The 24,254-nt window shown below is 63.9% G+C and carries 22 protein-coding genes; 11 read left to right on the top strand and 11 right to left on the bottom strand.

The annotated features are described in order from the left end of the window. Positions 1 to 118: 118 nt before the first annotated feature. Positions 119 to 1,534, top strand: coding sequence for a helix-turn-helix transcriptional regulator (locus ACNHGR_RS04080; RefSeq protein ID WP_184264862.1), 1,416 nt, complete (start codon positions 119 to 121; stop codon positions 1,532 to 1,534). Between the two features lie 83 nt (positions 1,535 to 1,617). Here the strand turns inward: ACNHGR_RS04080 and ACNHGR_RS04075 are convergent, their stop codons facing one another. Further along, the gene (locus tag ACNHGR_RS04075) at positions 1,618 to 2,589 is read right to left on the bottom strand and encodes a nucleoside hydrolase (protein WP_475284222.1); all 972 of its coding nucleotides are present in this window, start codon (positions 2,587 to 2,589) and stop codon (positions 1,618 to 1,620) included. A 143-nt stretch (positions 2,590 to 2,732) separates the two neighbouring features. After that, entirely contained in the window at positions 2,733 to 3,629 is an 897-nt protein-coding gene (locus ACNHGR_RS04070) for a LysR substrate-binding domain-containing protein (RefSeq protein WP_475284221.1), read from the bottom strand. A gap of 103 nt (positions 3,630 to 3,732) precedes the next feature. Between ACNHGR_RS04070 and ACNHGR_RS04065 the strand changes: the two genes are divergently transcribed. Next, positions 3,733 to 4,512, top strand: coding sequence for an SDR family NAD(P)-dependent oxidoreductase (locus tag ACNHGR_RS04065; protein ID WP_475284220.1), 780 nt, complete (start codon positions 3,733 to 3,735; stop codon positions 4,510 to 4,512). 147 nt (positions 4,513 to 4,659) lie between these two features. Next, a complete protein-coding gene (locus tag ACNHGR_RS04060; RefSeq protein WP_475284219.1) occupies positions 4,660 to 5,373 on the top strand; it encodes a 2OG-Fe dioxygenase family protein in 714 nt (237 codons plus the stop codon). 90 nt (positions 5,374 to 5,463) lie between these two features. Here the strand turns inward: ACNHGR_RS04060 and gor are convergent, their stop codons facing one another. Beyond that, entirely contained in the window at positions 5,464 to 6,810 is a 1,347-nt protein-coding gene (gene gor, locus ACNHGR_RS04055; protein ID WP_475284218.1) for a glutathione-disulfide reductase, read from the bottom strand. 168 nt (positions 6,811 to 6,978) lie between these two features. Beyond that, complete coding sequence (gene pgi, locus ACNHGR_RS04050) at positions 6,979 to 8,484, bottom strand: glucose-6-phosphate isomerase (RefSeq protein ID WP_475284217.1); 1,506 nt, start codon at positions 8,482 to 8,484, stop codon at positions 6,979 to 6,981. A gap of 187 nt (positions 8,485 to 8,671) precedes the next feature. Here pgi and lepB point away from each other — a divergent pair, with 187 nt between their 5' ends. The 4 genes from lepB to ACNHGR_RS04030 all read left to right on the top strand — a co-directional run bounded on the left by lepB (position 8,672) and on the right by ACNHGR_RS04030 (position 11,945). Continuing rightward, positions 8,672 to 9,496 carry a signal peptidase I gene (gene lepB / locus ACNHGR_RS04045; protein ID WP_475284216.1) on the top strand — a complete coding sequence of 275 codons (825 nt, stop codon included), beginning with the start codon at positions 8,672 to 8,674 and terminating at the stop codon, positions 9,494 to 9,496. Then, positions 9,445 to 10,176: a ribonuclease III gene (gene rnc, locus ACNHGR_RS04040; RefSeq protein ID WP_475284215.1), complete on the top strand. Its 732-nt coding sequence runs from the start codon at positions 9,445 to 9,447 to the stop codon at positions 10,174 to 10,176. Before lepB ends, rnc begins: the two co-directional genes overlap by 52 nt. An 83-nt stretch (positions 10,177 to 10,259) precedes the next feature. Further along, the gene (gene era / locus ACNHGR_RS04035; RefSeq protein ID WP_475288315.1) at positions 10,260 to 11,156 is read left to right on the top strand and encodes a GTPase Era; all 897 of its coding nucleotides are present in this window, start codon (positions 10,260 to 10,262) and stop codon (positions 11,154 to 11,156) included. A 72-nt stretch (positions 11,157 to 11,228) separates the two neighbouring features. Next, entirely contained in the window at positions 11,229 to 11,945 is a 717-nt protein-coding gene (locus ACNHGR_RS04030) for a GGDEF domain-containing protein (protein ID WP_475284214.1), read from the top strand. A gap of 9 nt (positions 11,946 to 11,954) precedes the next feature. Here ACNHGR_RS04030 and topA read toward each other — a convergent pair whose 3' ends face one another. After that, the gene (topA, locus tag ACNHGR_RS04025) at positions 11,955 to 14,543 is read right to left on the bottom strand and encodes a type I DNA topoisomerase (protein ID WP_475284213.1); all 2,589 of its coding nucleotides are present in this window, start codon (positions 14,541 to 14,543) and stop codon (positions 11,955 to 11,957) included. Positions 14,544 to 14,676: 133 nt separating this feature from the next. Here topA and ACNHGR_RS04020 point away from each other — a divergent pair, with 133 nt between their 5' ends. Beyond that, entirely contained in the window at positions 14,677 to 15,546 is an 870-nt protein-coding gene (locus ACNHGR_RS04020) for a DUF4253 domain-containing protein (RefSeq protein ID WP_475284212.1), read from the top strand. A gap of 21 nt (positions 15,547 to 15,567) precedes the next feature. On the opposite strand, the gene dprA is transcribed toward ACNHGR_RS04020, so the two are convergent. The 3 genes from dprA to ACNHGR_RS04005 all read right to left on the bottom strand — a co-directional run bounded on the left by dprA (position 15,568) and on the right by ACNHGR_RS04005 (position 18,088). Beyond that, positions 15,568 to 16,650 carry a DNA-processing protein DprA gene (dprA, locus tag ACNHGR_RS04015; protein WP_475284211.1) on the bottom strand — a complete coding sequence of 361 codons (1,083 nt, stop codon included), beginning with the start codon at positions 16,648 to 16,650 and terminating at the stop codon, positions 15,568 to 15,570. Beyond that, on the bottom strand, positions 16,647 to 17,258 hold the full coding sequence (plsY, locus tag ACNHGR_RS04010) for a glycerol-3-phosphate 1-O-acyltransferase PlsY (RefSeq protein WP_475284210.1): 612 nt from the start codon (positions 17,256 to 17,258) through the stop codon (positions 16,647 to 16,649). Before plsY ends, dprA begins: the two co-directional genes overlap by 4 nt. A 287-nt stretch (positions 17,259 to 17,545) precedes the next feature. Beyond that, a complete protein-coding gene (locus ACNHGR_RS04005; RefSeq protein WP_475284209.1) occupies positions 17,546 to 18,088 on the bottom strand; it encodes a sugar O-acetyltransferase in 543 nt (180 codons plus the stop codon). A gap of 99 nt (positions 18,089 to 18,187) precedes the next feature. On the opposite strand from ACNHGR_RS04005, the gene murI reads away from it, so the two are divergent. Then, on the top strand, positions 18,188 to 18,991 hold the full coding sequence (gene murI / locus ACNHGR_RS04000) for a glutamate racemase (protein ID WP_475284208.1): 804 nt from the start codon (positions 18,188 to 18,190) through the stop codon (positions 18,989 to 18,991). A gap of 177 nt (positions 18,992 to 19,168) precedes the next feature. After that, positions 19,169 to 20,395 carry a 5-aminolevulinate synthase gene (gene hemA, locus ACNHGR_RS03995; protein ID WP_475284207.1) on the top strand — a complete coding sequence of 409 codons (1,227 nt, stop codon included), beginning with the start codon at positions 19,169 to 19,171 and terminating at the stop codon, positions 20,393 to 20,395. 209 nt (positions 20,396 to 20,604) lie between these two features. On the opposite strand, the gene ACNHGR_RS03990 is transcribed toward hemA, so the two are convergent. The 3 genes from ACNHGR_RS03990 to ACNHGR_RS03980 form a co-directional block, all read right to left on the bottom strand. After that, a complete protein-coding gene (locus ACNHGR_RS03990) occupies positions 20,605 to 20,811 on the bottom strand; it encodes a GIY-YIG nuclease family protein (RefSeq protein ID WP_475284206.1) in 207 nt (68 codons plus the stop codon). A gap of 126 nt (positions 20,812 to 20,937) precedes the next feature. Further along, on the bottom strand, positions 20,938 to 21,582 hold the full coding sequence (locus ACNHGR_RS03985) for a class I SAM-dependent methyltransferase (protein ID WP_475284205.1): 645 nt from the start codon (positions 21,580 to 21,582) through the stop codon (positions 20,938 to 20,940). Further along, entirely contained in the window at positions 21,579 to 22,811 is a 1,233-nt protein-coding gene (locus tag ACNHGR_RS03980; protein ID WP_475284204.1) for a BtaA family protein, read from the bottom strand. The genes ACNHGR_RS03985 and ACNHGR_RS03980 overlap by 4 nt, the downstream gene beginning before the upstream one ends. A gap of 232 nt (positions 22,812 to 23,043) precedes the next feature. Here ACNHGR_RS03980 and ACNHGR_RS03975 point away from each other — a divergent pair, with 232 nt between their 5' ends. Next, a complete protein-coding gene (locus ACNHGR_RS03975) occupies positions 23,044 to 24,036 on the top strand; it encodes a ligase-associated DNA damage response exonuclease (protein WP_475284203.1) in 993 nt (330 codons plus the stop codon). The last annotated feature ends 218 nt before the right edge of the window (positions 24,037 to 24,254 follow it).

Genomic DNA, 24,254 nt, shown 5'->3' with positions numbered 1-24,254 from the left:
TTCGCAAATGTAAATTTGCTAATTTGCAAATCGCGACTTCGCAATTAAGGTCCATCTTTGCGTCACCATCACAGCCTTAGCAAAGCGGTGCGTGGCGCAGAGGGAAGGCAGAAAACATATGGCACGCGGCAACCGCATCTTCGCAGGTCCTCGCCTGCGCCAGCTTCGTCTGGATCATCGGATGGATCAGGCGACGATGGCGCAGGCACTGGGCATATCCGTATCCTATCTTTCGCAGATGGAAAATGACGATCGCCCCCTGACCGCCAAGGTCAAGGCCGCGCTCGCCAGCGCCTTCCCGACCGACTGGGCCAGCTTCGACAGCCGCGAGGAGGAACAGCTTCTGGGCGCCTTCACCTATGCGCTCGCCCATCCCGAACTGCCCGGCAACCAGATGGAGCCGGAACGGATAGAGAAGCTGCATCTGCAATTCCCTGAATTCGCGGCGCGCTATGTCGATCTCTACAACGCCCATATGCGCGCCAACGAACGCATCAACATGATCGAGGAGGCGATCGCCAACGATCATGAAGTGCAGGCCCGCCTGCCATGGGAAGCCGCGCGCGACTGGTTCCACGAAGCCGGCAATTATGTCCACACGCTCGACTGCCTGGCCGAGGAGATGGCGGAAAGCTTCACCCAGGGACAGGTGCTGGACGAAGGCATGCTGGTGGAGGCTCTCGCCCGCCGCCACGGCATCGAAACGCTGATCGCCGACACGCCGGACAGCGCGCTGCGCGCCTATCGCGCCTCGGAACGCAAGCTGTTCATCAACGCCGCCCTGCCGACCGAAAGCCGCAAATTCATGCTCGCGCATCAATTGATGATGCTGGAGGGGCAGGCGGTGATCGCCGACGTGGTGAAGAAGGCCGCCCTGCCCGTCCCCGGCGCCGACCGCTTGCTGGCGATCGGCCTTGGCAATTATGCCGCCGGCGCACTACTCCTCCCCTACGCCGCCTTTCGCGAAGCCGCCCGCACCATGCGTCATGATATCGACCGGATTGCGCGCACCTTCGGCGTCAGCTTCGAACAGGCCTGCCACCGCCTCTCCACGCTCCAGCGCCCCGGCCTGCGCGGCATCCCCTTCTTCTTCTGCCGCGTCGACATGGCCGGCAATATAACGAAACGCCACAGCGCCACCCGCCTGCAATTCGCCCGCTTCGGCGGCGCCTGCCCGCTCTGGAACGTGCATGAGGCCGTCGCCGTACCCGACCGCATCAACGTCCAACTGGGCGAAACCCCCGACGGCGTCCGCTATGTCTCCATGGCGAAAGGGCTGGTAAAGCCCTCGGGCAGCTACAAGCGCACCCCGCGCCGCTATGCCGTGGTGCTGGGCTGCGAAACCGCCCATGCGGCGAACTTCGTCTATGCCGACGGCCTGCATCTGGCCGAGGAAGGCGCAGCCACGCCGATCGGCATCACCTGCCGCCTCTGTCCCCGGCAGAGCTGCGACCAGCGCGCCTTCCCCCCCGCCGACCGCCCCATCCATGTCGATCCCGACAATCGCCAGATCGTGCCCTACTGGATTGGGTAGGGATAGCCCCTCACTCCAAGTCCGTTCGCTTCGAGCGAAGTCGAGAAGCCGGGGGCGCTACATCTGGATGAGCACGCCCCCGCTCACCCCTTCGCCGCGTGCATCCGCATCAGCGACAGGAAATCCTCGAAGGTCAGGCGTGCGTCCAGCATTTCATAGACGCGCACCATCCGCCCTTTGCCGACCGGGTCGCCATAGCTGCCATCCGGCTTGATCCGCAGCGCCGGGCGATCGACATATTGGCTGCTTTCCCCGGAAATGGCGCTCAGCAAAACGGTCGGGCTGTCCCCCAGCGGCCAGCTTCCGCCGACATCGACAAAGGCAGGCGGCGTCGTGAACTTGTCGTACAGCCAGCCCCCGAAGTCCGAAATCGGCCGCATCCGATCCTGCAATTCCGCGACGGAAAACTGCATCTGGCGATAGGCGTTCTGCGGTATCTGCCAGATCGGGATCGCCGACTCCTCGATCACGATCCGCGCCGCCGCCAGATCGGCCGACAGATTATATTCCCATCCCCCCTGCGGATAGCGCCCGCCACCGATCCAGATCAACGTCATCCGCCCGGCGATCTCCGGTTTCAGCCGGATCGCCGCCGCGACATTGGTCAGCGGCCCGCCGCAAGTGATATAGAGCGGCAACTTGTCGTCGCGCATCGCCTCCGTCACGATCGCCTTCGCCGCCAGACTTGCCTCGGGTTCATCCAGGTTGAGCCGTTCGGACCCGGCCTCCACCGGCGGCGCGTCGCTTATCTTCGCCCGCCGGATCAGTTCCAGCGCGATATCCTTGCCAACCGCAGCGGAACGATCCGGCGGCACGCTGCCGACCAGCTTGCGGTCCAGCGCCGATGACGTGCACAGCACCGTGCGCGTCTTGGGCGTCAGCAACTGGTGCGCCAGCGCCACCAGCCCGTCCGGGTCGCCCGAAAAATCATTGTCCACGATAACGCGGGCGGAGGCGCGCTGCGGTATCGTACGGAAGGGGGCAGCCCATGCCGGGCCGGACAACAAAGCCGCCGATCCGCCCAACGCTTTCCCGAACTGACGGCGTGTCAACATGCCCTCCCCCTCCATAATAGAATATTTATTCTGATATAGCCGGATTTGACAATCTGGCAATGGCGTCATTGCCGACATGCGCCCATGCGGTAAAATATGATTATCATGCCTCGCCATAGCCCCTCACTATGGCAAGCCGAGCGTCACCCCTCGATCACCATCGCCTCGTCCAGAAAGTCGAGAAAAGCCCGCACCCGCGCCGCCGCCCGGTCCTCCGCCGCATAAAGCGCGTGAATATCCTCGCCATCGCCGGCGTTATGATCCGCCAGTACCTCCACCAAACGCCCTTCGCGCAGGTCGCGCGCAACATGGAACCGCCCGTGCCGCGCAATGCCGGCGCCCGCGACCGCCATCTGCCGCACCACCTCGCCCGAATTGCCAAAGAAGCGCCCCTGCACCGGCCGCTGCACCAGTTTCCCCTTCACACGAAACGGCCAGCTATCCACCGACCGGCGGAAGCTGAAGCGCAGGCAGTCATGCGCATCCAGATCGTCGGGTGTCGCGGGCGTCCCGCGCCGCGCCAGATAATCGGGGCTGGCCACCAGTAACATTCGGCTATGCCCCAGCTTCTTGGCGCGCAGGCTGGTATCGCGCAGCGGCCCGATGCGAATGGCGATGTCCGCGCGTTCCTCGACCAGATCGACAATCTCGTCGGTCAGCGTCAGGTCCACCGTCACCGCCGGATGGAGTGCCCCGAACTGCGGCAGGATCGGGATCAGATATTCCATGCCGAAGGATGGCGAGGCGTTGATCCGCAGCAGCCCGCGCGGCCCCTGCCCTTCGGTTCGCAGGCTGTTCTCGGCCTCATACATGTCGCCCAATATCGCGATCATCCGGTCATGATAGGCCTGCCCCTCGCGCGTCAGCGCCAGCGACCTTGTAGTGCGCCGCACCAGCGCCACGCCCAGCCGCTGCTCCAGCCGCGCGATCGACCGGCTCACCGCCGATGGGGTCAGGCGCAGCGCCTTGGCGGCGGCGGCAAAGCTGCCTGCGCCTGCCACCATCAGGAAATTCTCGACGTCGCCGAAGCGGTTATCCATGATTTCAATTCACTTCTGAAGTGATGTCATTCCCTCTAATCATCAATACGCAAATATCTATCTACCTGTCCAACTCGCTGTCTCACTGGAAAGGGAAACACCCATGGACATGAAACTCACTGGCAAGAGCGCCATCGTCACCGGATCGACCGCCGGCATCGGCCTCGCCATCGCCAGGCGCCTCGCGCAGGAGGGCGTCGCCGTCACCATCACCGGCCGTAACCAGGCCAAGCTGGACGCCGCTGCGGCGGAAATCGGCCTGCCGGTCAACGCCGTCCTCGCTGATCCTGCCACGGCGGAAGGGGCCGCCGCGCTCATCGCCGCCGTCCCCGCGACCGACATCCTCGTCAACAATCTGGGCATCTACGAAGCCAAGGATTTCGCCGACATCAGCGACGCGGACTGGCACCATCTGTTCGAAGTCAACGTCGTCAGTGGCGCCCGCCTCTCGCGCCATTATTTCCCGAAGATGCTGGAAAACAACTGGGGTCGCGTGATCTTCATCGCCAGCGAAAGCGGCCTGCTGCCGCCCGCCGAGATGATCCATTACGGCATGACCAAGTCGGCCCAACTGTCCATTTCGCGCGGCCTTGCCGAACATACGCGCGGCACCGGCGTCACCGTGAACAGCGTGCTCCCCGGCCCGACCCGTTCGGAAGGGATTGTCGATTTCATCCGCTCCGTGGTGGATAACAAGGACGCGCCCGAAGCGGAACGCGAAGCCGAGTTCTTCACGAAGCTCCGCCCGCTCTCGCTCATCAAGCGGCTGATCGAAGCGGATGAGGTCGGCGCCATGGTCGCCTATCTCGCCAGCCCCCTCGCCGCCGCCACCAATGGCGCCGCCCTGCGGGTCGAAGGCGGCATGGTGCCGACGATCGCGTAAATATACACGTCATTGCGAGCGTAGCGAAGCAATCCATCGGAGTGACATTGGATTGCTTCGCTGCGCTCGCAATGACGAATGGCCCACAATCCGCCTTGCGGAAACTGGCCCTGTCGCTCGTCTCCTGCCTCCACTAGAGGAATGATGATGAGCGACACGGACAGCCTTTCCAGAATCGAAGACGCCCTTTTGACGGACGGCTATGCCCGCCTGTCCGGCGCGACCATGTTCGACCGGCTGGACATTGCCGAGCCCGACTGGGCGGCCTTCGCGCAAAGCTGGAACGATCTCGGCCCCGATCTCTACATGGCCGATGGCGGCCGCTACCGCCGCCGTCGCCACGCAGCCTTCGCGCTGGAACAGGGCCGCTTTACCCGCAAGCCGCACCAGCCCCATTATCAGAGCCGCGACTATAACCCGCTCAACGGCGATGTGCAGCGCTGGTTCGATCCGGTCGAGGACGCCACGGTCGACAGCCCCGTACTCCGTTCCATCTTCGCCTTCTGCGCCGACAGCTTCGATCCCTCCGCCAAGGGCAAGTGGCATGTCGAAATGCACCAGTTCCGGATCGAGGCGAAACCCGACGAGCAGGGCCGCCCCACGCCCGAAGGCATGCACCGCGACGGCGTCGATCATGTGCTGGTGATGCTGGTCGAACGCCGCAATGTCCGCGAAGGCGTCACCCGCATCGGCGCCCCCGACGGCACGGCGCTGGGCGAATTCACCCTGACCGACCCGGCCGACACGATGCTGATCGACGATCATCGCATCCTGCACGGCGTCACGGAAATCCACCCCGTCGATCCCGCCGCCCCCGCCTGGCGCGACGCGCTGGTGGTGACGTTGGTGGCTGCCGCATAACCAAAAGCCGTTCGCTTCGAGCGCAGTCGAGAAGCGGCCAGCGCTACGCTTCTCGTTTCTCGACTATGCTCGAAACGAACGGATTTTAGCTTACTTCAACAGCACCAGCTCTTCCGCCATGCTGGGATGCAGCGCGACCGTGTCGTCGAAATCCTGCTTGGTCAGCCCCGCCTTCACCGCAATCGCGGCGGCCTGCAATATCTCCGGCGCATCCGGCCCGATCATGTGCAGCCCGACCACCCTGTCGGTCGTCGCGTCCACCACCATCTTGTAGAGCGCCCGTTCCTCCCGGCCCGCCAGCACATTCTTCATCGGCCGGAAATCGGACGTATAGACCTTCACCGTGCCATATTGGTTCTTGGCCTCCGCCTCGGTCAGGCCCACGCCCGCCAGCGGCGGATGACTGAACACGGCGGAGGGGACGCAGCCATAATCCACCTTGCGCTTGTTGCCCCCGAATACCGTGTCGGCAAAGGCATGCCCCTCGCGGATCGCCACCGGTGTCAGTTGCAGCCGGTCGGTAACATCGCCCACGGCATAGATGCTCTCGCATGTGGTCTGGCTATAGTCATCGACCTTGATCGCGCCCTTCTCGGTCAGGTCCACCCCGGCCGTTTCCAGCCCCAGCCCGTCGGTCAGCGGCCGCCGCCCCGTCGCAAACAGCACCACGTCGGCCGCGACCGGATCGCCATCCTTGAAATGGACGCACAGCGTGCCGTCCTCATTCTTCTCGATCCGCTCCATCTTCGCATTGAAGCGGAAATTGATCCCCTTGGTCATGCTGATCTGTAGCAGCCGGTCGCGGATCTGCGCATCGTAGCCGCGCAGCAGGTCGCTGCCGCGATTGACCATCGTCACATGGCTGCCGAACTGGTGGAAGATGCCGGCAAATTCATTGGCGATATAGCCGCCGCCGACGATCACGATCCGCTTGGGGCATTCGTCCAGATGGAAGACTTCGTTGCTGGTGATGCCATGTTCGGCGCCATCCACGTCCGGCACCACCGGCCAGGCGCCGGTCGCGACCAGAATGACCTTGGCCGTCACCTCGCGCCCGCTCGCCAGCCTGATGCCATGCGGCCCGGTGATGGTCGCCCGCTCGCGGATCACCTCGACCTTGTGGCTGCTCAGCGTATTGCCATAAAGGCCCTCCAGCCTATCGACATCGGCCAGCACATTGTCACGCAACGTGGTCCATTCAAAGCCGCATTCCGGCACGTCCCAGCCAAAGCGGCGTGCGTCCTTCAGATCCTCGGCGAAATGCGCACCATAGATGAGCAGCTTCTTGGGCACGCAGCCGCGAATGACGCAGGTGCCGCCGACCCGAAATTCCTCGGCCACCGCGACCTTCGCGCCATGCGCCGCCGCGACGCGGGAAGCGCGTACGCCGCCCGATCCTGCACCGATGACGAAAAGGTCGAAATCAAACTCGCTCATGCCTGGCCTCCGATTATTGAGGCGGGATATGGCGGCTAGGGCCCGGAGTTACAAATGGGAATCTTGTTGCTGGTAGCCAAACCACCTCCGTTCGCTTCGAGCTTGCCGAGAAGCGGGTAGCACTGTGCCCACGTTTCTCGACTTCGCTCGAAACGAACGGATGTTGGGTTACTCCCCGCCCAGCGCGAGGTCGATCAGCGCCATGGTCGACGGATCGAAACCGGTAGGCCCATTGGCCTCGATCGACTTGGCAATCTCCTTGCCCAGCTCGACGCCGAACTGGTCGAACGGATTGATCCCCATCAGCACCGCATTGGCGAAGGTGCGATGCTCGTAGAAAGCGATCAGCGCGCCCAGCGCCTCGGGCGTGACATCGTCCAGCAGGATCGTCGTGGACGGCCGGTTGCCGGGATAGGCCCGCGCCGGATCATCCGCATTCTCCTTGCCGCGCAGCAGCGCCGCGCCCTGCGCGAAGCAATTGACCAGCAGCGCGCGATGATGCGCCGGGTCGAGCACATGGCCCGGCTCGATCGAGGCGATGAACTCCACCGGCGACACGACCGTGCCCTGATGCAGCAACTGGAACACCGCATGCTGCGCATCGGTGCCCACCCCGCCCCAGGTGATCGGCGCGCTCGGCCCGACGACCGGTTCATTGTCGCGGGTCACGCTCTTGCCGTTGCTCTCCATCTCCAGCTGCTGAAGATAGGAGGGCAGCAGCGCCAGCCGCTCGTCATAGGCAAAGAGGGCGCGGGTCTGATAGCCCAGCACGCGCGCATAATATTGGTCGACAAAGGCCGCGATCAGCGGCGCATTTTCGGCCGGGGCGGACAGGCGGAAATGGCGATCCATCGCCGCCGCGCCCTCCAGCAGGCTCTCGAACGCATCCCAGCCCAGCGCCATCGCGGCGGGGAAGCCGATCGAGGACCAGAGCGAATACCGCCCGCCCACGCTTTCGGCAAAAGGCAGGATGCGGGTTTCATCGACGCCCCATTCCATCGCCTTTTGGGGCGCGGCGGTCAGCGCGATCACCTTGCCATAGGGATCGTCCACGCCCGCTTCGACCATCCAGTTGATCGCACTCGCCGCGTTCAGCATCGTCTCGCTGGTGGTGAAGGTCTTGGACGCGATCGCGATCAGCGTCGTGTGCGGGTCGAAATCCGCGATCGCCCGCTCCAGCGCGGTGCCGTCGACATTGGACACGATCGCCACGTCATAGCGCACGCCATCGCCGTCCAGCGCATCGACGATCAGCTTGGGGCCAAGCGCCGACCCGCCGATGCCGATATGCAGGACATGGCGCACCTCGCCCAGCGCACCTGCCTCGATCGCGTCGATCAGGCCGCGCATCCGGTTGTGCAGCATCTTGGCATGGGCGACGCTGTCGGCATTACCCTCGCCCCGTTCGGCGGGATGTTCCGCCGCGCGGCCTTCGCTGTTGTTGACCGCCTGCCCCGCAAACAGCGCATCGCGCCAGCCAGCGAAATCCTGTTCCTGCGCCAGCGTCAGAAACTGCGTTAGCACATCGTCGGTCAGATGGGTCTTGGACCAGTCGAACCGGATCGGTCCCTGGCTCAGCACCAGCTTGGACAGGCGATCGGGATCGGTCGTGAAAATCGACTTGAGATCGGCTTGCGGGAGCGCGGCGATGGACGCCAGTGCAGGGCTGGTCATGCAATTTCCTCTATGACGTTGGTCGATATCGACGCTGCACCGGTCGATTCCCGCTATGCTTAGCCGAAAGCGGCGCGCTTTGCCCAATGCTTTACAAATCCAAGGACTGCTTGACGCGCTCCGCCCCAGGCTCCAAAAGCCGCCACGGCCGCTTTATCGGCTCCATCAAGGGATCAGACGACACTCCATGACTGCCAAATCGGAAACGCGGGACTTTCTCTGGTTTCTCGCCAAGCTCGGGCTGTTCGTCTTCATCCTGCGCAGCTTCATCATATCGCCGTTCAACATTCCGTCGGAATCGATGCAGCCGCGCCTGCTGATCGGCGACTATCTGCTGGTCGCTAAATGGCCCTATGGCTATTCGCGCTACTCGCTGCCGTTCAGCATCCCGCTGATCCCCGGCCGCATCCTCGCCTCCACGCCCGAACGCGGCGACGTGGTGGTGTTCAAGGCGCCGCCGAACCAGAAGAACGACTATATCAAGCGCGTCATCGGCCTGCCGGGCGACATGGTCGCCGTGCGCGGCGGGACTGTCTATCTGAACGGTCAGGCCATTCCGAAGCAGAAGGTCGCCGATCTCGTCATTCCGGTGACGCAGAACATGATCGACGCTTCCGCCAGGGAAGGCGCCCCCTCGCCCTGCTATCGCCCCGATTTCGAGGAAGCCGCGCCCGGTGGTGGCAAGCAGTGTCGCTACCCGCAGTTCCGCGAGACGCTGCCCGGCGGAAAGAGCTACAATGTCCTCGATCTGCTGCCCGATGGCGCGGCCGACGACCGCGACACCGTGCTGGTGCCGCAGGGCCATCTCTTCATGATGGGCGACAATCGTGATCGCAGCGCCGACAGCCGCTTCCCCGCCGTCGAAGGCGGCGGCATTGGCCTCGTCCCCGAAGAAAATCTGGTGGGCAAGGCGATGATCTCCGTCTTCTCGACCGACGGCAGCGCCAATTGGCTATTGCCATGGACCTGGTTCACCGCCGCGCGCTGGAGCCGGATCGGGGAAGGCTTTTGAAGCTGACCGTTCATGCGCCTGACACCGCCGGCTGGCTTAGCGAACTTATCGGCCGCGCGCCGCAAAATCCTGCGACCTTCGAACAGGCGCTGACCCATGGCAGCGCCAAGGCCGTCAATTATGAACGGCTGGAGTTCCTCGGCGACCGCATCCTTGGCCTGCTGATCGGCGAATGGCTGTTCGAACGCTTTGCGGAGGAGCCGGAAGGCAAGCTGTCCCGCCGCTTCAACGCATTGGTATCGGGCGAAACCTGCGCCGAAGTTGCGCGCGGTGCCGGCGTGCCCAAACATCTGGTTCTGGGCAAGCAGGCGCGCGACGACGGCGCCGCCAACAGCGACAATGTGCTGGGCGACGTGATGGAGGCGCTGATCGGCGCCCTTTATCTGGAAGGCGGGCTGGAAGAGGCCCGCGCACTCGTACGCCGCCTCTGGGCTGACCGGGTCGACACCCAGACCAGCGCCCCTCGCCATCCCAAATCCTATCTTCAGGAATGGGCTGCGGCCAATAAGCGCAAGCCACCCGAATATGTCCTGACCGACCGCTCCGGTCCGCACCATGCGCTGCGCTTCACCGTGACCGTCTCGATCAAGGGCGCCGGCGAAGCCAGTGCGACCGGCGGGTCCAAGCAGGAAGCCGAAACGGCAGCGGCCAAGGCCCTGCTGGAGAAACTGGCGGGCTAAATCTGATTTTATGTTATGAGGCAGGTCTGCAATTGCAGGCCCGCTATGCGTTGTGAATGGATGGAATGAATTTGACGGTTGATATGGATAACCAGCGCTGCGGCGTCATCGCCATCGTCGGCGCGCCCAATGCGGGCAAATCGACGCTGGTGAACGCACTTGTGGGGCAGAAGGTGGCGATCACCAGCCCCAAGGCGCAGACCACCCGCACCCGCGTCATGGGCGTCGCGATCGAGGGCGATGCGCAACTGGTGCTGGTCGACACGCCCGGCGTCTTCGCACCCAAGCGGCGGCTGGACCGCGCCATGGTGCAGGCGGCCTGGGGCGGCGCACAGGGCGCGGACCTCATCGCCATGGTGATCGACGGCAAGGCGGGCCTTGGCCCCAAACTGGAGCCGATCGTCGAAGCGCTCAAGCATCGCAGCGAACGCAAATGGCTGATCATCAACAAGGTGGACATCGCCACCAAGGAACGGCTGCTGGTCCACACGGAAAAGCTGAACGACCAATTGGGTTTCGATGAAATCTATTTCGTCTCAGCCGCGACCGGCGATGGCCTGCCCGAACTCAAGACCGCCTTCGCGAACGCCATGCCGCAAGGGCCGTGGCACTTCCCCGAAGATCAGGTGTCGGACGCCACCGACCGGATGCTGGCGGCGGAAATCACCCGCGAGCAGCTTTATCACCAGCTCCACGCCGAACTCCCCTATGCCGCCGCGGTCGACACGGAGCAGTATAAGGAACGCGACGACGGCTCGGTCGAAATCCACCAGCAGATCCTGGTCGGCCGCCCGACCCAGCGCGCCATCGTGCTGGGCAAGGGCGGGCAACGCCTCAAGGAAATCGGGTCGAAGGCTCGCGCCGAACTGGCCAGCCTTTTGGGCGTAAAGGTCCATCTCTACCTTCACGTCAAGGTGAAGGAAGATTGGGAGGATGATCGCGGAATCTATCGCGATATCGGCCTCGACTGGGTGGAATGACGATCGGGAGGGTAGCGGTAAGGAAGACAGGGTAAATCCATTCTTTACCTTGTCTCGTTACGGCCCCGTTCCATGGGACCGAAACAGAAAATCGCCTTCGCCGTGGGCATCTCCGTTTTCGGTACGATCATCATCATGGTGATCGTGTCGGCCATCCCCGGCATGTTCATCCCGCTGCGCTATTTCGGCGTCGGCATCTTCTGTTCGGGCAGCATCTCGACGCCCGTCTGCGTCCTCCTCGTCCGCCAGGGCGAGGAGAACCGCCGGTTGCGGCAGGAACTGGAATTGCGCGTGGCCGAACTGGCCCGGCTGGCCCAGATTGACGGGCTGACCGGCCTACTCAGCCGCAACGCCTTTTTCGACCGGGCCGGGCAGGTCCATCGCCAGCCGGGCAACTGGTACCTGCTGATCGACATCGATCATTTCAAGCGCTTCAACGACGATCATGGCCATCAGACCGGCGACGCCGTGCTGCATGCGGTGGCGACCGCGATCGGGGAAGCCCTGCGCCCCACCGATCTGTGCGGACGGCTGGGCGGCGAGGAATTTGCCGCCTGCCTGATCGACTATGACGAGGATCAGGCCGAACGGCGCGCCGAACGTGTTCGCATATCGATCCAGACGCTGCGGGTCCGCGCGCCAACAGGCGGCACGGTCCGCGTCACGGCCAGCATCGGCCTCAGCGCGTCGGAGCCGACCCAACCGATCGAGGCCAGCCTGCATCTGGCTGACCTCGCCATGTATGCCGCCAAGACGGGCGGTCGCAACCAGGTGCGCCGCGCCGCCTGAGCGTCCAGCTTATTCGGCCGCCTCAGCCTTCTTCTTGGGCGCTGCCTTCTTCGCCGGGGCCTTCTTGGCCGCAGGCTTCTTTTCAGCCGCATCCTTCTTGGGCGCAGCCTTCTTTTTCGCCGGCGCCTTCTTGCCCTTCTTCGTCGGCGCAGCGGCGGCGCGGGCGTCGATCAGCTGCGCCGCTTCCTCCAGCGTCAACTGGTCCTTGTCGACCGTCTTGGGCAGCGTCGCATTGGTCGTGCCGTCGGTAACATAGGCACCATAGCGGCCCTCCATCAGCTTGATCTCGGCCTCGGTCCGCGGATGCGCGCCCAGGATCTTCAGCGGCTCGCGCCCGCCGCTAGACCGACCGCCCCGGTTCGCCGCCTCGGCCAGCTTGACGACAGCCATGTTCATGCCGACCTCGAAAATCTCCGACGTCGATGACAGCCGGCCATATTTGCCGTCATGCAGCAGATAGGGGCCAAAGCGCCCGATATTGGCCACGATCGGCTTGCCCGTTTCCGGGTGCAGACCGACTTCACGCGGCAGGCTCAGCAGCTTGATCGCCCAGTCGAGCGTCATTTCGCCGTCGGGCAGATCCTTCGGGATCGACCCGCGCTTGGCCTCCTTGCCCTCGCCCATCTCGATATAGGGACCAAAACGACCGGACTTCTTCACAATATCCTGCCCGGTCTCGGGATGCTGGCCCAGTATTTCCGGCCCGGTATCGGCGCCATCGCTGCCGCCCGGCTGGCCGAACTTGCGGGTATATTTGCACTCGGGATAATTGGAGCAGGCGATGAACGCCCCAAAGCGACCGCCGCGCAGCGACAATTGCCCGTCGCCACACATCGGGCAGGCGCGCGGATTGCTGCCGTCGGCCTTGGGCGGGAACAGCATCGGCTCCAGAAACTTGTCCAGCTCCGCCGTGATGTCGGACGGCTTCTGTTCCATGATCTCGGCAGTCTTGGGCTTGAAATCCTTCCAGAAGGCTTCCAGCACTTCCTGCCACTGCGCTCGGCCGCCGCTGATATCGTCCAGCTCGTCCTCAAGCCCGGCGGTGAAGTCATAGGAGACATAGCGCTCGAAGAAACGCTCCAGGAAGGCCGTGACCAGCCGCCCGCTTTCCTCGGCGAAGAAGCGGTTCTTCTCCACCCGCACATAGTCGCGGTCCTTCAAGACCTGCAATGTCGATGCATAGGTGGAAGGCCGCCCGATCCCCAGCTCCTCCAGCTTCTTGACCAGCGACGCTTCCGAATAGCGCGGCGGCGGCTGGGTGAAATGCTGCTCGGCGCTCACCTTCTTCTTGGCCGGCGCGTCGCCCTCGCTCATGCGCGGCAGGATCTTGCTGTCGTCGTCGTCGCTATCGTCGCGACCTTCCTCGTACAGGGCGAGGAAGCCGGGGAACATCACGACCTGACCCGTCGCGCGCAGCGCATGCTGGCCAGTGCCGTCGACCAGATCGATCGTCGTCCGCTCCAGCCGCGCCGACGCCATCTGGCTCGCCAGCGCGCGCTTGAAGATCAGGTCATAGAGCCGTGCATGATCGCCGCTGCCGACCTTGTCGCGGCCGAACTCGGTCGGACGGATGGCTTCATGCGCTTCCTGCGCATTCTTGGCCTTGGTCTGATATTGGCGCGGCTTTTCAGGCAGGTAGCCGCCGTCATAGCGCTCCGCGATCGCCTTGCGCGCGGCGGAGATGGCGCTGCCGTCCATCTGCACGCCATCGGTACGCATATAGGTGATCGCGCCGTCCTCGTAGAGTTGCTGCGCGATCCGCATCGTGTGACTGGCGGAAAAGCCCAGCTTGCGCGCCGCTTCCTGTTGCAGCGTCGAGGTGGTGAAGGGCGCGGGAGGATTCCGGCTGACCGGCTTCGTATCGACCTTGTCGACGGTGAAGCGCCCCGCCTCCACATCGGCCTTGGCCGCCATGGCATCGCCTTCCTTGCCGATGGTCAGGCGGTCGATCTTCTCGCCCTTCCAGCGGACGAGGCGCGCGGTAAAGCCCTGCCCGCCCTGCTCCATCTCGGCCGCGACCGACCAATATTCCTGCGGCACGAAACTTTCGATCTCGCGCTCGCGCTCCACCACCAGGCGCAACGCGACCGATTGTACGCGGCCCGCCGACTTGGCGCCGGGCAGCTTGCGCCACAGCACCGGCGACAAAGTGAACCCCACCAGATAGTCGAGCGCCCGGCGCGCCCGATAGGCGTCGATCAGATCCTCGTCCAGCGCGCGCGGCTTGGCCATCGCGTCCAGTACCGCCGCCTTGGTGATCGCGTTGAACGTCACCCGGTCGACCGTCTGCGGCAGCGCCTTCTTGGCGCGCAGCACTTCCTGCACATGCCAGCTGATCGCTTCCCCTTCGCGATCAGGGTCAGTCGCCAGGATCAATCGGCTGGCCTTCTTCGCCTCATCGGCGATGGCCTTGAGCTGCTTGCCCTTGTCGCCATAATTTTCCCACGACATCGCAAAGCCCGCATCGGGATCGACCGACCCGTCCTTGGCCGGCAGGTCGCGGATATGGCCATAGCTGGCGAGGACATGGAAATCGCCGCCCAGATATTTCTCGATGGTCTTCGCCTTGGCCGGCGATTCGACAATGACAAGTTGCATGTGCGTCCAGTAGTTGCTTACGCGTGTGCGTGTAAGGTGGGGAGCAAAGACCCGATGCGTCAAGCCAGTCTGACAAATGGCTTCAATGACGAATTGTTTCCCCCCGACAAACTCGTTCCTAGCGGAGCAGCGAATGATGCGGCGGAATTTTTTGGCCATGTTGATGGCAGCGGCAACGAGTTTCCTGAATGGAAGCAGGCAAAATGCGCGCGCCGCTTCAAATGATGGCAATGCCAGTCCTGTTGATGCCGCATCCGCTATGCAAGAGAGGATGCGAGTAGCCCTGCCCTACCGATATGTTACGGTAGCTGGAGAAAAAGCGCTCACAGAGTGGACACGCCTTCGGAATTCAGGCGAAGGCTGGCCTGTGGTCATCGGCGATGATGAAGCGCTCGACCGTATCGCCGAGCAGTTTAGCCTGGAAGATGCTGCTGTCTTTCCGCAACCCGCCAACGCTCCAGCAAACTCGCCTCCAACTCCTGATGAAATAATCGCCGCTTCAAGCGCCGTCAAAACGCCAGAAATATTCGAGCAGCTTTGGCATGATGAATATGGTGGCGACCCCGAAGACGACCTTATGCCAGCTGAGGGGGCGTGGCCAAGTTCGACCACAGATGTGCAACCGGGCTTCACCATCGCCAGTGACATATTAACGGGAAAGCCGTTAGCGCGCGTCCATATCCTGATCATACCCACGACGAACTCCTATGAGGTGCCAGCCTATCTGCGGTGGGGCAATTGGAACGCCTGTCCTTCTCCCGAAATCCATGTTGCTGCTATGCGATATTGGCATGACCGCTATGGCGCAGAACTGATCGGTATCAACGGCGATACGATCAACATGCGAGTTGCCAACCGCCCGAAAACACGAGCAGAAGCATTGACCCTTGCTCGCCACCAGTTCTTCTATTGTGCGGACATCGTTTATCAGGGCACCGACACCTTGGCGCCGTTGGCAGCCGGACTGTTGGAATCGGATTGGTGGTTCTTCTGGTGGGATTGATCACGTCTAGGGAGTGAGCGTTTACATCAAACTCACCCGTCCGCCCGCCTGCCGCTCCAGTCCGCCCGCCAATTCCAGTTCCAGCAGCACCGTCTGCACCACCGCCGGCGACAGGCCGGACAAACGGATAATCTCGTCCACCGCGACCGCCACAGGCCCCAGCAGCGCGATCACCGTCGCCCGCTCCTGCTCTGCCACATCGCTCGACACCGGCGCGCCGATGAAGTCGAAGCTGCCCTGCCGCACCATCCGGGGATCGAAGCCGCCGATCGCCTCCATGATATCCGCGCCATTCTGCACCAGAATAGCGCCCTCGCGAATCAACGAGTTACAGCCTTGCGCGCGCGGATCGAGCGGCGATCCCGGCACCGCCATCACCTCGCGCCCTGCTTCCCCGGCCAGCCGCGCGGTGATGAGCGAACCGGACTTGGGCGCCGCCTCCACCACCACGGTTCCCAGCGCCAGTCCCGCGATGATCCGGTTGCGCGCCGGAAAATGCCGCGCGAGCGGCTGCACGCCCGGCGGATGCTCGGTAACGAGCAGCCCCCGTTCCGCAACCTCCGCCTGCAAATCCTCGTTCTCCGGCGGAAACACCACGTCGATCCCGCTCGCGATCACGCCGATCGTGCCGCTGTCGATCGACCCGCGATGCGCCTCCGTATCGATGCCCCTCGCAAGGCCGGACACGACCACTGCGCCCCGCTGCCCCAGATCCTGCGCCAGACTGCGCGCAAAACGGCATGCGGCGGCCGAGGCGTTGCGCGCGCCGACCATCGCGACGCACGGCCTTGCCGCCAGCGCCCCGTCGCCCCGCACGATCAGCGCCGGTGGCGCGCCTTCCATCTGGTCCAGCAGCGCGGGATAATCGGCATCGCCCATCAACAGATAGTGCGCGCCCAGCGCCCGTGACGCGGCAATCTCCCGCTCCACCGCACCGGCATCGGCAACGCTTGCCTTGCCACCGCCACGGGCAGCAAGATCGGGAATCGCGCGCAGCGCTTCCGCCGCCGTCCCAAACCGCGCGAGCAATTGCCGATAGCTGACCGGACCGATCCGGGGGGAGCGAATGAGCCGTAGCCGGTCGAACCGCTCCCGCTCGCTCATTGCGGGGATGCGCCCTTGGCCTTGCCGATCTTCGGCTCCTCGCCCTTTGCCAGCCGCGCGATATTGGCGCGATGCCGCCACAGCAGGATCAGCGCCATGGCCAGTGACACCGGTACCAGATCGATCCGCCCGAACAGCCACATGCCCACCGGCGCGCTGATCGCCGCCGACATGCCGCCGACCGACGACCATTTAGTCCCGAACAACATGCCCAGCCACACCAGCGCGAACACGATCCCGGCTGGCCAGTACAGCGCCGTCACTACGCCCATCATCGTCGCCACGCCCTTGCCCCCGGCAAAGCGCAGCCAGACGGGATAGCAATGGCCGATAAAGGCCATCGCGCCGGCCATCGGCCCGCCGCCATCGACCAGTGCCGCGCCGATCAGAACCGCCGCCACGCCCTTGAGCAGGTCCAGCAGCAAGGTCGCCGCCGCCAGCCCCTTGCGCCCGGTGCGCAGCACATTGGTAGCGCCGATATTGCCCGACCCGATCTGCCGCAGGTCGCCCGCACCGGTAAAGCGCGTCAGCAACAGGCCAAAGGGGATGGAGCCGAGCAGATAGCCCAGAGCCAGGACGAAAGCGGGAAGAAGCCAGGGAGGGGTCATGAAAATCGCCGATAAAGCGTTTTCGAAGCAGGTGGAACAGCTGCTGACTCGGAAAACGCGGAAAATCAAAAGACCAGAGCAGGACAGCCGATGCAATCGACTGTCCTGCTCTAAATGTTGCGCGCGACCATAGAGTGACAAGCGCAGGAGGCAATGGGGGTTAGAAGGAGATGATTTATAGCTGAATCGTCATTGCGAGCGTAGCGAAGCAATCCACCGTGGCGCGACTTGGATTGCTTCGCTACGCTCGCAATGACGGGCTGGGTTAACCTCGCGCCATCGCGCGCTTAACGCACCCGCGCCGGATTGCCCACGACGGTCGCGCCCGCCGGCACGTCGCGCGTCACCACGCTGCCCGCGCCGATCAAGGCATCGTTGCCGATCGTCACGCCCGGCAGGATGATCGCGCCGCCGCCGATCCACACATTGCGCCCGATACGGATCGGCCGTCCCCATTCGACACCGGTCGCGCGCTCGGTCGCATCCCGCGGATGGTCGGCTGTCAATATCTGGACGCCCGTCCCGATCTGCGTGCCGTCGCCGATCGTCACCTCCACTACGTCCAATATGACGCAGTTGAAGTTCAGGAACACGCCGTCACCCAGGAATATGTTGAAGCCATAGTCGCAATGGAAGGGCGGCCGGATGGTCGATCCCGCCCCCAAAGCCCCCAGCTGCTCGCGCAGCAGTCCCTCCCGCTCCGGCGGCAGGGTGGCGTTGAACCGCCGCATCCATTCCGCCGCCGCCAGTTGATCGGCAATGATCTCGGGGTCATTGGCATGATAGGGTTCGCCCGCGATCATCCTCTGCTTCATGCTGCGCTCGGCCATCATCATCTCCTTGATCTTGCGTGCGAAGTGGCAGCGGCCAGCCGGCTTTGCAAGCGCAGGCCGTTGACAGCCTGCCGCCATGACGCGACATGAACCGCCATGACGGTTGCACCAGACGCTCCCATCCTTTTCTTCGATTCCGGCGTAGGGGGGCTTTCCATCCTTGCCCCCGCTCGCGCGGCGCTCCCGACCGCCCGGATCGTCTATGCCGCCGACAGCGCCGGCTTCCCCTATGGCACGAAAAGCGAGGCGGAAATCGCCGCGCGCGTCCCCGCGCTCCTCGGCCGGCTGGTGGAACGCTATCGCCCGCGCCTCGCCGTCATCGCCTGCAACACGGCGTCGACCATCGCGCTCCAGCATGTCCGCGCCGCGCTCGACATTCCCGTGGTCGGCACCGTCCCGGCGATCAAACCCGCCGCCCTGCTCTCCAGAAGCCGTGTCTTCGGCGTGCTCGGCACTGACGCAACCGTGCGCCAGCCCTATGTCGATCGGCTCGCGGCCGAACATGGCGCCGACTGTACCGTGCTGCGCCATGGTTCCGCCGCGCTGGTGCAACTGGCCGAGGCGAAGCTGCGCGGCGATCCGCTCGACCCGCAGGTCGCCCGCGACGCGCTGGCCGGCCTCATCGACCAGCCGGGCGGTGAGCATATGGACATGGTCGTCCTTGCCTGCACCCATTTTCCGCTGGTGGAACAGGAACTGGCCGCCGCGGCCCCGCATCCCATGGGCTTCGTCCATGGTGGCGAGGGCATTGCCCGTCGCATCCTCTATCTGACACAGGGCCAGCCATGGCCGGATGCGCCGGCTCCCGGCATCGCGGTCTTTACCCGGATCGATGGAAGGCAGGAAGCCTTGCGCCCCGCCCTCGCCAGCTATGGCCTGGACCGCATCGAAGCGCTTTGAGTGGCATGGGCCATTTGTCCAATGGCCAATCCCTTCTATCAGTCTGATAGGTATTTCTCCCTAAAGTTGCGAGCGGTTATCGCTGGTAATGGCGGGGCAGCGCAGGTAAATGCAGCATCCGGGCAGAGGATGGCGCAGCGACAAAAACAGCGCGCGAACAACGGGAAGACAGGCGTAGTGAATTACAAGCACATCTTTTCGCAGGCGATCGACCGGCTCCATAGCGAGGGCCGCTATCGCGTGTTCATCGACATCCTGCGCAACAAGGGCGCCTTCCCCAACGCCCGCTGCTTCCATGGCCATAATGGCCCCAAGCCGATCACCGTCTGGTGCTCGAACGACTATCTCGCCATGGGCCAGCATCCCAAGGTGGTCGCCGCCATGGAAGAAGCGCTCCATGATGTCGGCGCCGGCTCGGGCGGCACCCGCAATATCGGCGGCAACACCCATTATCATGTCGATCTGGAAGGCGAACTGGCCGACCTGCATGGCAAGGAAGCGGCGCTGCTCTTCACGTCGGGCTACGTCTCGAACGAAGCGACGCTCTCCACCCTGGCCAAGCTGCTGCCCGGCTGCATCATCTTCTCCGACGAACTGAACCACGCCTCGATGATTGCGGGCATCCGCAATTCCGGCTGCGAAAAGCGCGTCTTCCGCCACAATGACGTCGATCATCTGCGCGAGCTTCTGGCCGCCGAAGATCCCGATGCGCCCAAGCTGATCGCCTTCGAAAGCGTCTATTCGATGGACGGCGATGTCGCGCCGATCGCCGCGATCTGCGATCTGGCCGACGAGTATAACGCGCTCACCTATCTCGACGAAGTGCATGCCGTGGGTATGTATGGCGCGCGCGGCGGCGGCATTTCGGAACGCGACGACGTCGCCCATCGCCTGACCATCATCGAAGGCACGCTGGGCAAGGCATTCGGCGTCATGGGCGGCTATATCGCCGCCGACCAGATGATCGTCGACGTGATCCGCAGCTATGCGCCCGGCTTCATCTTCACCACCTCGCTCTCGCCCGTGCTGGTCGCCGGCGTGCTGGCGAGCGTCCGGCATCTGAAGGCATCGAGCGAAGAACGCGAAGGCCAGCAGGCGTCCGCCGCCAAGCTCAAGCAGTTCATGCGCGACGCCGGCCTGCCGGTGATGGATTCGGTCACGCATATCGTGCCGCTGATGGTCGGCGACCCGGTCAAGGCCAAGCGGATCAGCGACATTCTGCTCGCCGAATATGGCGCCTATGTGCAGCCCATCAACTATCCCACCGTCCCCCGCGGCACGGAGCGCCTGCGCTTCACCCCCGGGCCGGCCCATACCGAAGAGATGATGCGCGACCTGGTAGAGGCGCTGGCCGAAATCTGGGACCGTCTGGAACTGGAAAAGACGGCGCGTCAGGCGGCGTAAAGGTAGCGGGGAGAGCAGCACAGCCTCTCTCTCTCTCAGTCCCAACATCCGTTCGTCCTGAGCCTGTCGAAGCCTGTCCTAAGCGACGCCGCAGGCGGCGTCGAAGGGGACGCTAACCCACGCCCACCTCATTGATCCTGTCGATTGCGCGCAAGGAGTTTCAACCGCTCCCAATCGCCATCGATCAAGGCCTGCTTCTTGGCACGGCTTCATCCTTTGATCCGACGCTCGGCAGCCAGCGCCTCATCCCGCGTCCCGAAATTTTCCGTCCAGACCAAAGTTAATGGCCTACGAATAGCGGTATATCCGCCAATCAAACCCAGTTGATGCTGGGCGATACGGCTTTCCAAATCCTCCGCATGTCCTGCGTAGAAAGACCCATCGCTGCACCGGAGAAGATAAGCATGGAACGCCATGCAATAATCTAAGCTGCGCACGCGTCCTTCGACAAGCTCAGGACGAACGGATGTGGGTTTCTGATGCGGGTCACATGGCCATGGCATGAAAGCAGCGGGCGCATTTCCGTCACCCGCCGATACCCTTCAAACCCGTATCAACCCGCCCCGCACCGCATAGCCGCGATACAGCGTCCGGCTATGCGGAAACCCGCCCACATCCTGCGCCAGCCGTTCGATCGCGATCGCCAGTCCCCGGCGCGGGGAGACATGGAACTTGCCCAGCCACCCGAACAGCGCCCGCTTCCATACCCCCGGCAGCGCCTCCTGCTGCCCGAAGTCGACGATCTCCAGCTTGCCGCCCGGCGCCACGCAGCGCGCAGCCTGCGCCAGCGCCATTTCCCATTCCGGGATCATCGACAGCGCATAGCTGATGAATACCCGCTCGAACGTCCCGCGACCAAACAAGGCCTCAGCATCGAAGCCGCAGGCATCCCCCTGCGCCAGCGCCACACGGTCGCCCATCCCTGCCTTCGCCACAGAAGCCCGCGCCGTTTCCAGCATCGCCTCGCTGATGTCGACACCATAGAGCCGCGCCTGCGGCCAGGCCTTACCCACCGCGATCAGGTTGCGCCCTGTGCCGCAGCCAATCTCCAGCACCGCGCCGCCGGCCGGCGGATCGAGATCGGCGATCAACCCATCACGCCCCAGCAGATAATATTTGCGCGTCAGGTCATAGATATGCCGCTGGTAGCGATAGACCCCGTCCATCAGCCCCTTATGATCGCTCACAGCGCACCCTTCAGCACATAGAGATGGACGCCGCCATAAATGGCCGACCGGTCGCGCGCGGTATAATCGAGCGAAGCCTCCGCCCGATAATCCCAGCGGTTCAGCACGGCATCGACCACTCGGCCCGGCAATATGCTGGGTTCACCCGCCGTGCGGAACAGCACGCGCGCGCCCGACTTCGCCGTCCGCGTGATCTGCGCCCACAGCGCGTTCAGTTGATCGTCGTCCATCCAGTCCTGCGCGTCCAGCAGGATATAGCGGTCACATGACTGATCCGGCTGGCTGGCAAGGAAGTCGGTGAAGTTGACATGGCGCACATCGACCCGCCCGGCCCGCGCGCGCACCGCATCATGGTTCGCGGCTTGCAGATAGGGCGGCAAAGGCCCTTCGCCGCCATGATAGCCCCGGCCAAAAGCCTGCACCGCGAAATAATTATCCTTCAGGTCGAAGTCGCAGGCCAGTTTCTTCAGCCGCGCCTTCAGGACATTGTCCATCCGGTCATCGCCCGCCAGCGCCTCGAACTGCGCGGGCGGGATGCCCAGGCCAAAGAGCGACGCCGGCTGGCTGGTCAGCCAGCGCACGAACCCCTTGTCGAAGATCGGTGCCAGTTCGCGCTCGAAAATCTCGACCTGCTCCTCGCGGCTCTGCGCGTCCAGCATCCGCTTGGGGTTCACGCCATGCACCCGCGCCAATAGATGCGCTGCGCCGATGAAGCGACCGAGCAAGCCGTGCTTGTAGATGCCCCGCGCAAAGCCGCCAATCCGGCGCCGGCCGATCAGGTCGCGCCCTTCCCAGTAACGCCGCGTCGCCTCGTCCAGATGCGGGGCGACATGGCTGTGATAGGCCGCGACATTGGCCTTGTCGTTTGCCCGGGCGAAGAAGCGATGGAAGGCTTCATGGTCGGGCAAGGTCTGCGCCGCCGTCCGCTTCAGCCTGTTGAGCGCGATGTGCGCGGTGTTGAGGTCGACCGCCGTGATCTTGGCCGGATCGGCGGTCAGGTAGGACAGCACATTGCAGCCGCCCGACGCAATCGTCACCACATGGCAATCGGGCGTGATCGCCAGCGCCTCCATGTCCACCGCCGGGTCTTCCCAGATCTGGGCATAGACCAGTCCACGAAAGGCGAAGGTGAAGGCGCGTTCCAGCAATCCCTGTTTCGACAGATGCCGGTGCCGGTGCACCGCGTTGGTGATCTTGTCATGGGCCTTCTGATCTGTTGCCGCTGCCATGGCGCACTCCTCGCTGCCGGGTCGTTGGAGCATTCTCAAGTCAGGTAGAATTACCTGACAACTCGGAGAATGCGTCAAAATAAAGCTTAGAGCGGTCGATCCGATGCAATCGGATCACCGACCGCTCTAGCGCGCCGATAGGGCAATGGCATGTCGCCTGCATGACCGACCGATGACGGGGCGATGACTCCCCTTGCGGAACCATGACGCCCTCTCCCATCTTCTGCATGCAATGGCTCACTGGATCGAACCGCACCCCACCGGCATCTATGTCCGCCCCGTCGACGCATGGATCGACCCGTCCTTGCCACAGGCGCGCGCGCTGGTGACGCACGGCCATGCCGATCACGCGCGCGGTGGCCACGGTCATGTCTGGGCCACGCGAGAAACGCTTGCGATCATGGGCCTGCGCTATGGCACCGCCAGCGGGACGGCGGTCGGCTATGGCGAGGAGATCAGGCTGGGCGGAGTCACCATCCGCTACGTTCCGGCCGGTCATGTGCTGGGATCGGCGCAGATCATACTGGACCATGCCGGCGAGCGCGTCGTCGTCACCGGCGACTACAAGCGTCGCCCCGACCCCACCTGCAAAGCCTTCGAGCCGGTCCCCTGCGACATCTTCGTGACGGAAGCGACGTTCGGCCTCCCCGTCTTTCGCCACCCCGACACCGGCAGCGAAATGGACCGGCTGCTCGCCGCGCTTCACGCCCATCCCGACCGCTGCGTACTGGTCGGCGCCTACGCACTGGGCAAGGCGCAGCGGGTTATCTGCGAACTGCGCGCGCGCGGACACCACGACCCCATCTATATCCACGGCGCCATGGAACGCATGTGTGCGCTCTATCAGGATTTCGGCATCCACATGGGCGAACTGCGCCCCGCGACCGGCGTGCCGGCGAAGGAAATGCGCGGCCATATCATCGTCTCGCCCCCTTCCGCCCTCAACGACCGCTGGAGCCGCCGCCTGCCCGATCCCATCACCGCCATGGCATCGGGCTGGATGCGGGTGCGCCAGCGCGCGCGGCAGAAGAATGTCGAACTGCCCCTTGTCATTTCCGACCATGCCGACTGGGATGAACTGACCGACACCATCCGGGAAGTCGCGCCGACCGAAACCTGGATAACCCATGGTCGGGAGGAAGCGCTGCTCCACTGGTGCATGACCCACCAGATCCGCGCGCGCGCGCTGGCGCTGGTCGGCCGCGAAGAGGAGGATGAAGGATAGGATGGAGAAATTGGTTCGCGCAGAGGCGCAGAGAACGCAAAGAAGCAAATGGAGCGGCAACGCTGCCTTCCTGCACATCTCCGCGTACTCTGCGCCTCTGCGCGAAAATATCAACAAGTTCGCGCGGAGACGCAGAGGCGCGGAGATAGCCTGCCGCGTGGCAAAGTCGCGCTGCCTCCATGGACGGTCGCCATTCTACAGCTCACGGCGCCTCGCCA

Source organism: Sphingobium sp. RS1 (assembly GCF_056156825.1).
This window is presented reverse-complemented; position numbering and strand designations above follow the sequence as displayed.

Coding starts and splice junctions, on each gene's coding strand:
- ACNHGR_RS04080 (WP_184264862.1), top strand. CDS start 119: ATGGCACGCGGCAACCGCATCTTCGCAGGTCCTCGCCTGCGCCAGCTT.
- ACNHGR_RS04075 (WP_475284222.1), bottom strand. CDS start 2,589: ATGTTGACACGCCGTCAGTTCGGGAAAGCGTTGGGCGGATCGGCGGCT.
- ACNHGR_RS04070 (WP_475284221.1), bottom strand. CDS start 3,629: ATGGATAACCGCTTCGGCGACGTCGAGAATTTCCTGATGGTGGCAGGC.
- ACNHGR_RS04065 (WP_475284220.1), top strand. CDS start 3,733: ATGGACATGAAACTCACTGGCAAGAGCGCCATCGTCACCGGATCGACC.
- ACNHGR_RS04060 (WP_475284219.1), top strand. CDS start 4,660: ATGAGCGACACGGACAGCCTTTCCAGAATCGAAGACGCCCTTTTGACG.
- gor (WP_475284218.1), bottom strand. CDS start 6,810: ATGAGCGAGTTTGATTTCGACCTTTTCGTCATCGGTGCAGGATCGGGC.
- pgi (WP_475284217.1), bottom strand. CDS start 8,484: ATGACCAGCCCTGCACTGGCGTCCATCGCCGCGCTCCCGCAAGCCGAT.
- lepB (WP_475284216.1), top strand. CDS start 8,672: ATGACTGCCAAATCGGAAACGCGGGACTTTCTCTGGTTTCTCGCCAAG.
- rnc (WP_475284215.1), top strand. CDS start 9,445: ATGGACCTGGTTCACCGCCGCGCGCTGGAGCCGGATCGGGGAAGGCTT.
- era (WP_475288315.1), top strand. CDS start 10,260: ATGGATAACCAGCGCTGCGGCGTCATCGCCATCGTCGGCGCGCCCAAT.
- ACNHGR_RS04030 (WP_475284214.1), top strand. CDS start 11,229: ATGGGACCGAAACAGAAAATCGCCTTCGCCGTGGGCATCTCCGTTTTC.
- topA (WP_475284213.1), bottom strand. CDS start 14,543: ATGCAACTTGTCATTGTCGAATCGCCGGCCAAGGCGAAGACCATCGAG.
- ACNHGR_RS04020 (WP_475284212.1), top strand. CDS start 14,677: ATGATGCGGCGGAATTTTTTGGCCATGTTGATGGCAGCGGCAACGAGT.
- dprA (WP_475284211.1), bottom strand. CDS start 16,650: ATGAGCGAGCGGGAGCGGTTCGACCGGCTACGGCTCATTCGCTCCCCC.
- plsY (WP_475284210.1), bottom strand. CDS start 17,258: ATGACCCCTCCCTGGCTTCTTCCCGCTTTCGTCCTGGCTCTGGGCTAT.
- ACNHGR_RS04005 (WP_475284209.1), bottom strand. CDS start 18,088: ATGGCCGAGCGCAGCATGAAGCAGAGGATGATCGCGGGCGAACCCTAT.
- murI (WP_475284208.1), top strand. CDS start 18,188: ATGACGGTTGCACCAGACGCTCCCATCCTTTTCTTCGATTCCGGCGTA.
- ACNHGR_RS03990 (WP_475284206.1), bottom strand. CDS start 20,811: ATGGCGTTCCATGCTTATCTTCTCCGGTGCAGCGATGGGTCTTTCTAC.
- ACNHGR_RS03980 (WP_475284204.1), bottom strand. CDS start 22,811: ATGGCAGCGGCAACAGATCAGAAGGCCCATGACAAGATCACCAACGCG.
- ACNHGR_RS03975 (WP_475284203.1), top strand. CDS start 23,044: ATGGCTCACTGGATCGAACCGCACCCCACCGGCATCTATGTCCGCCCC.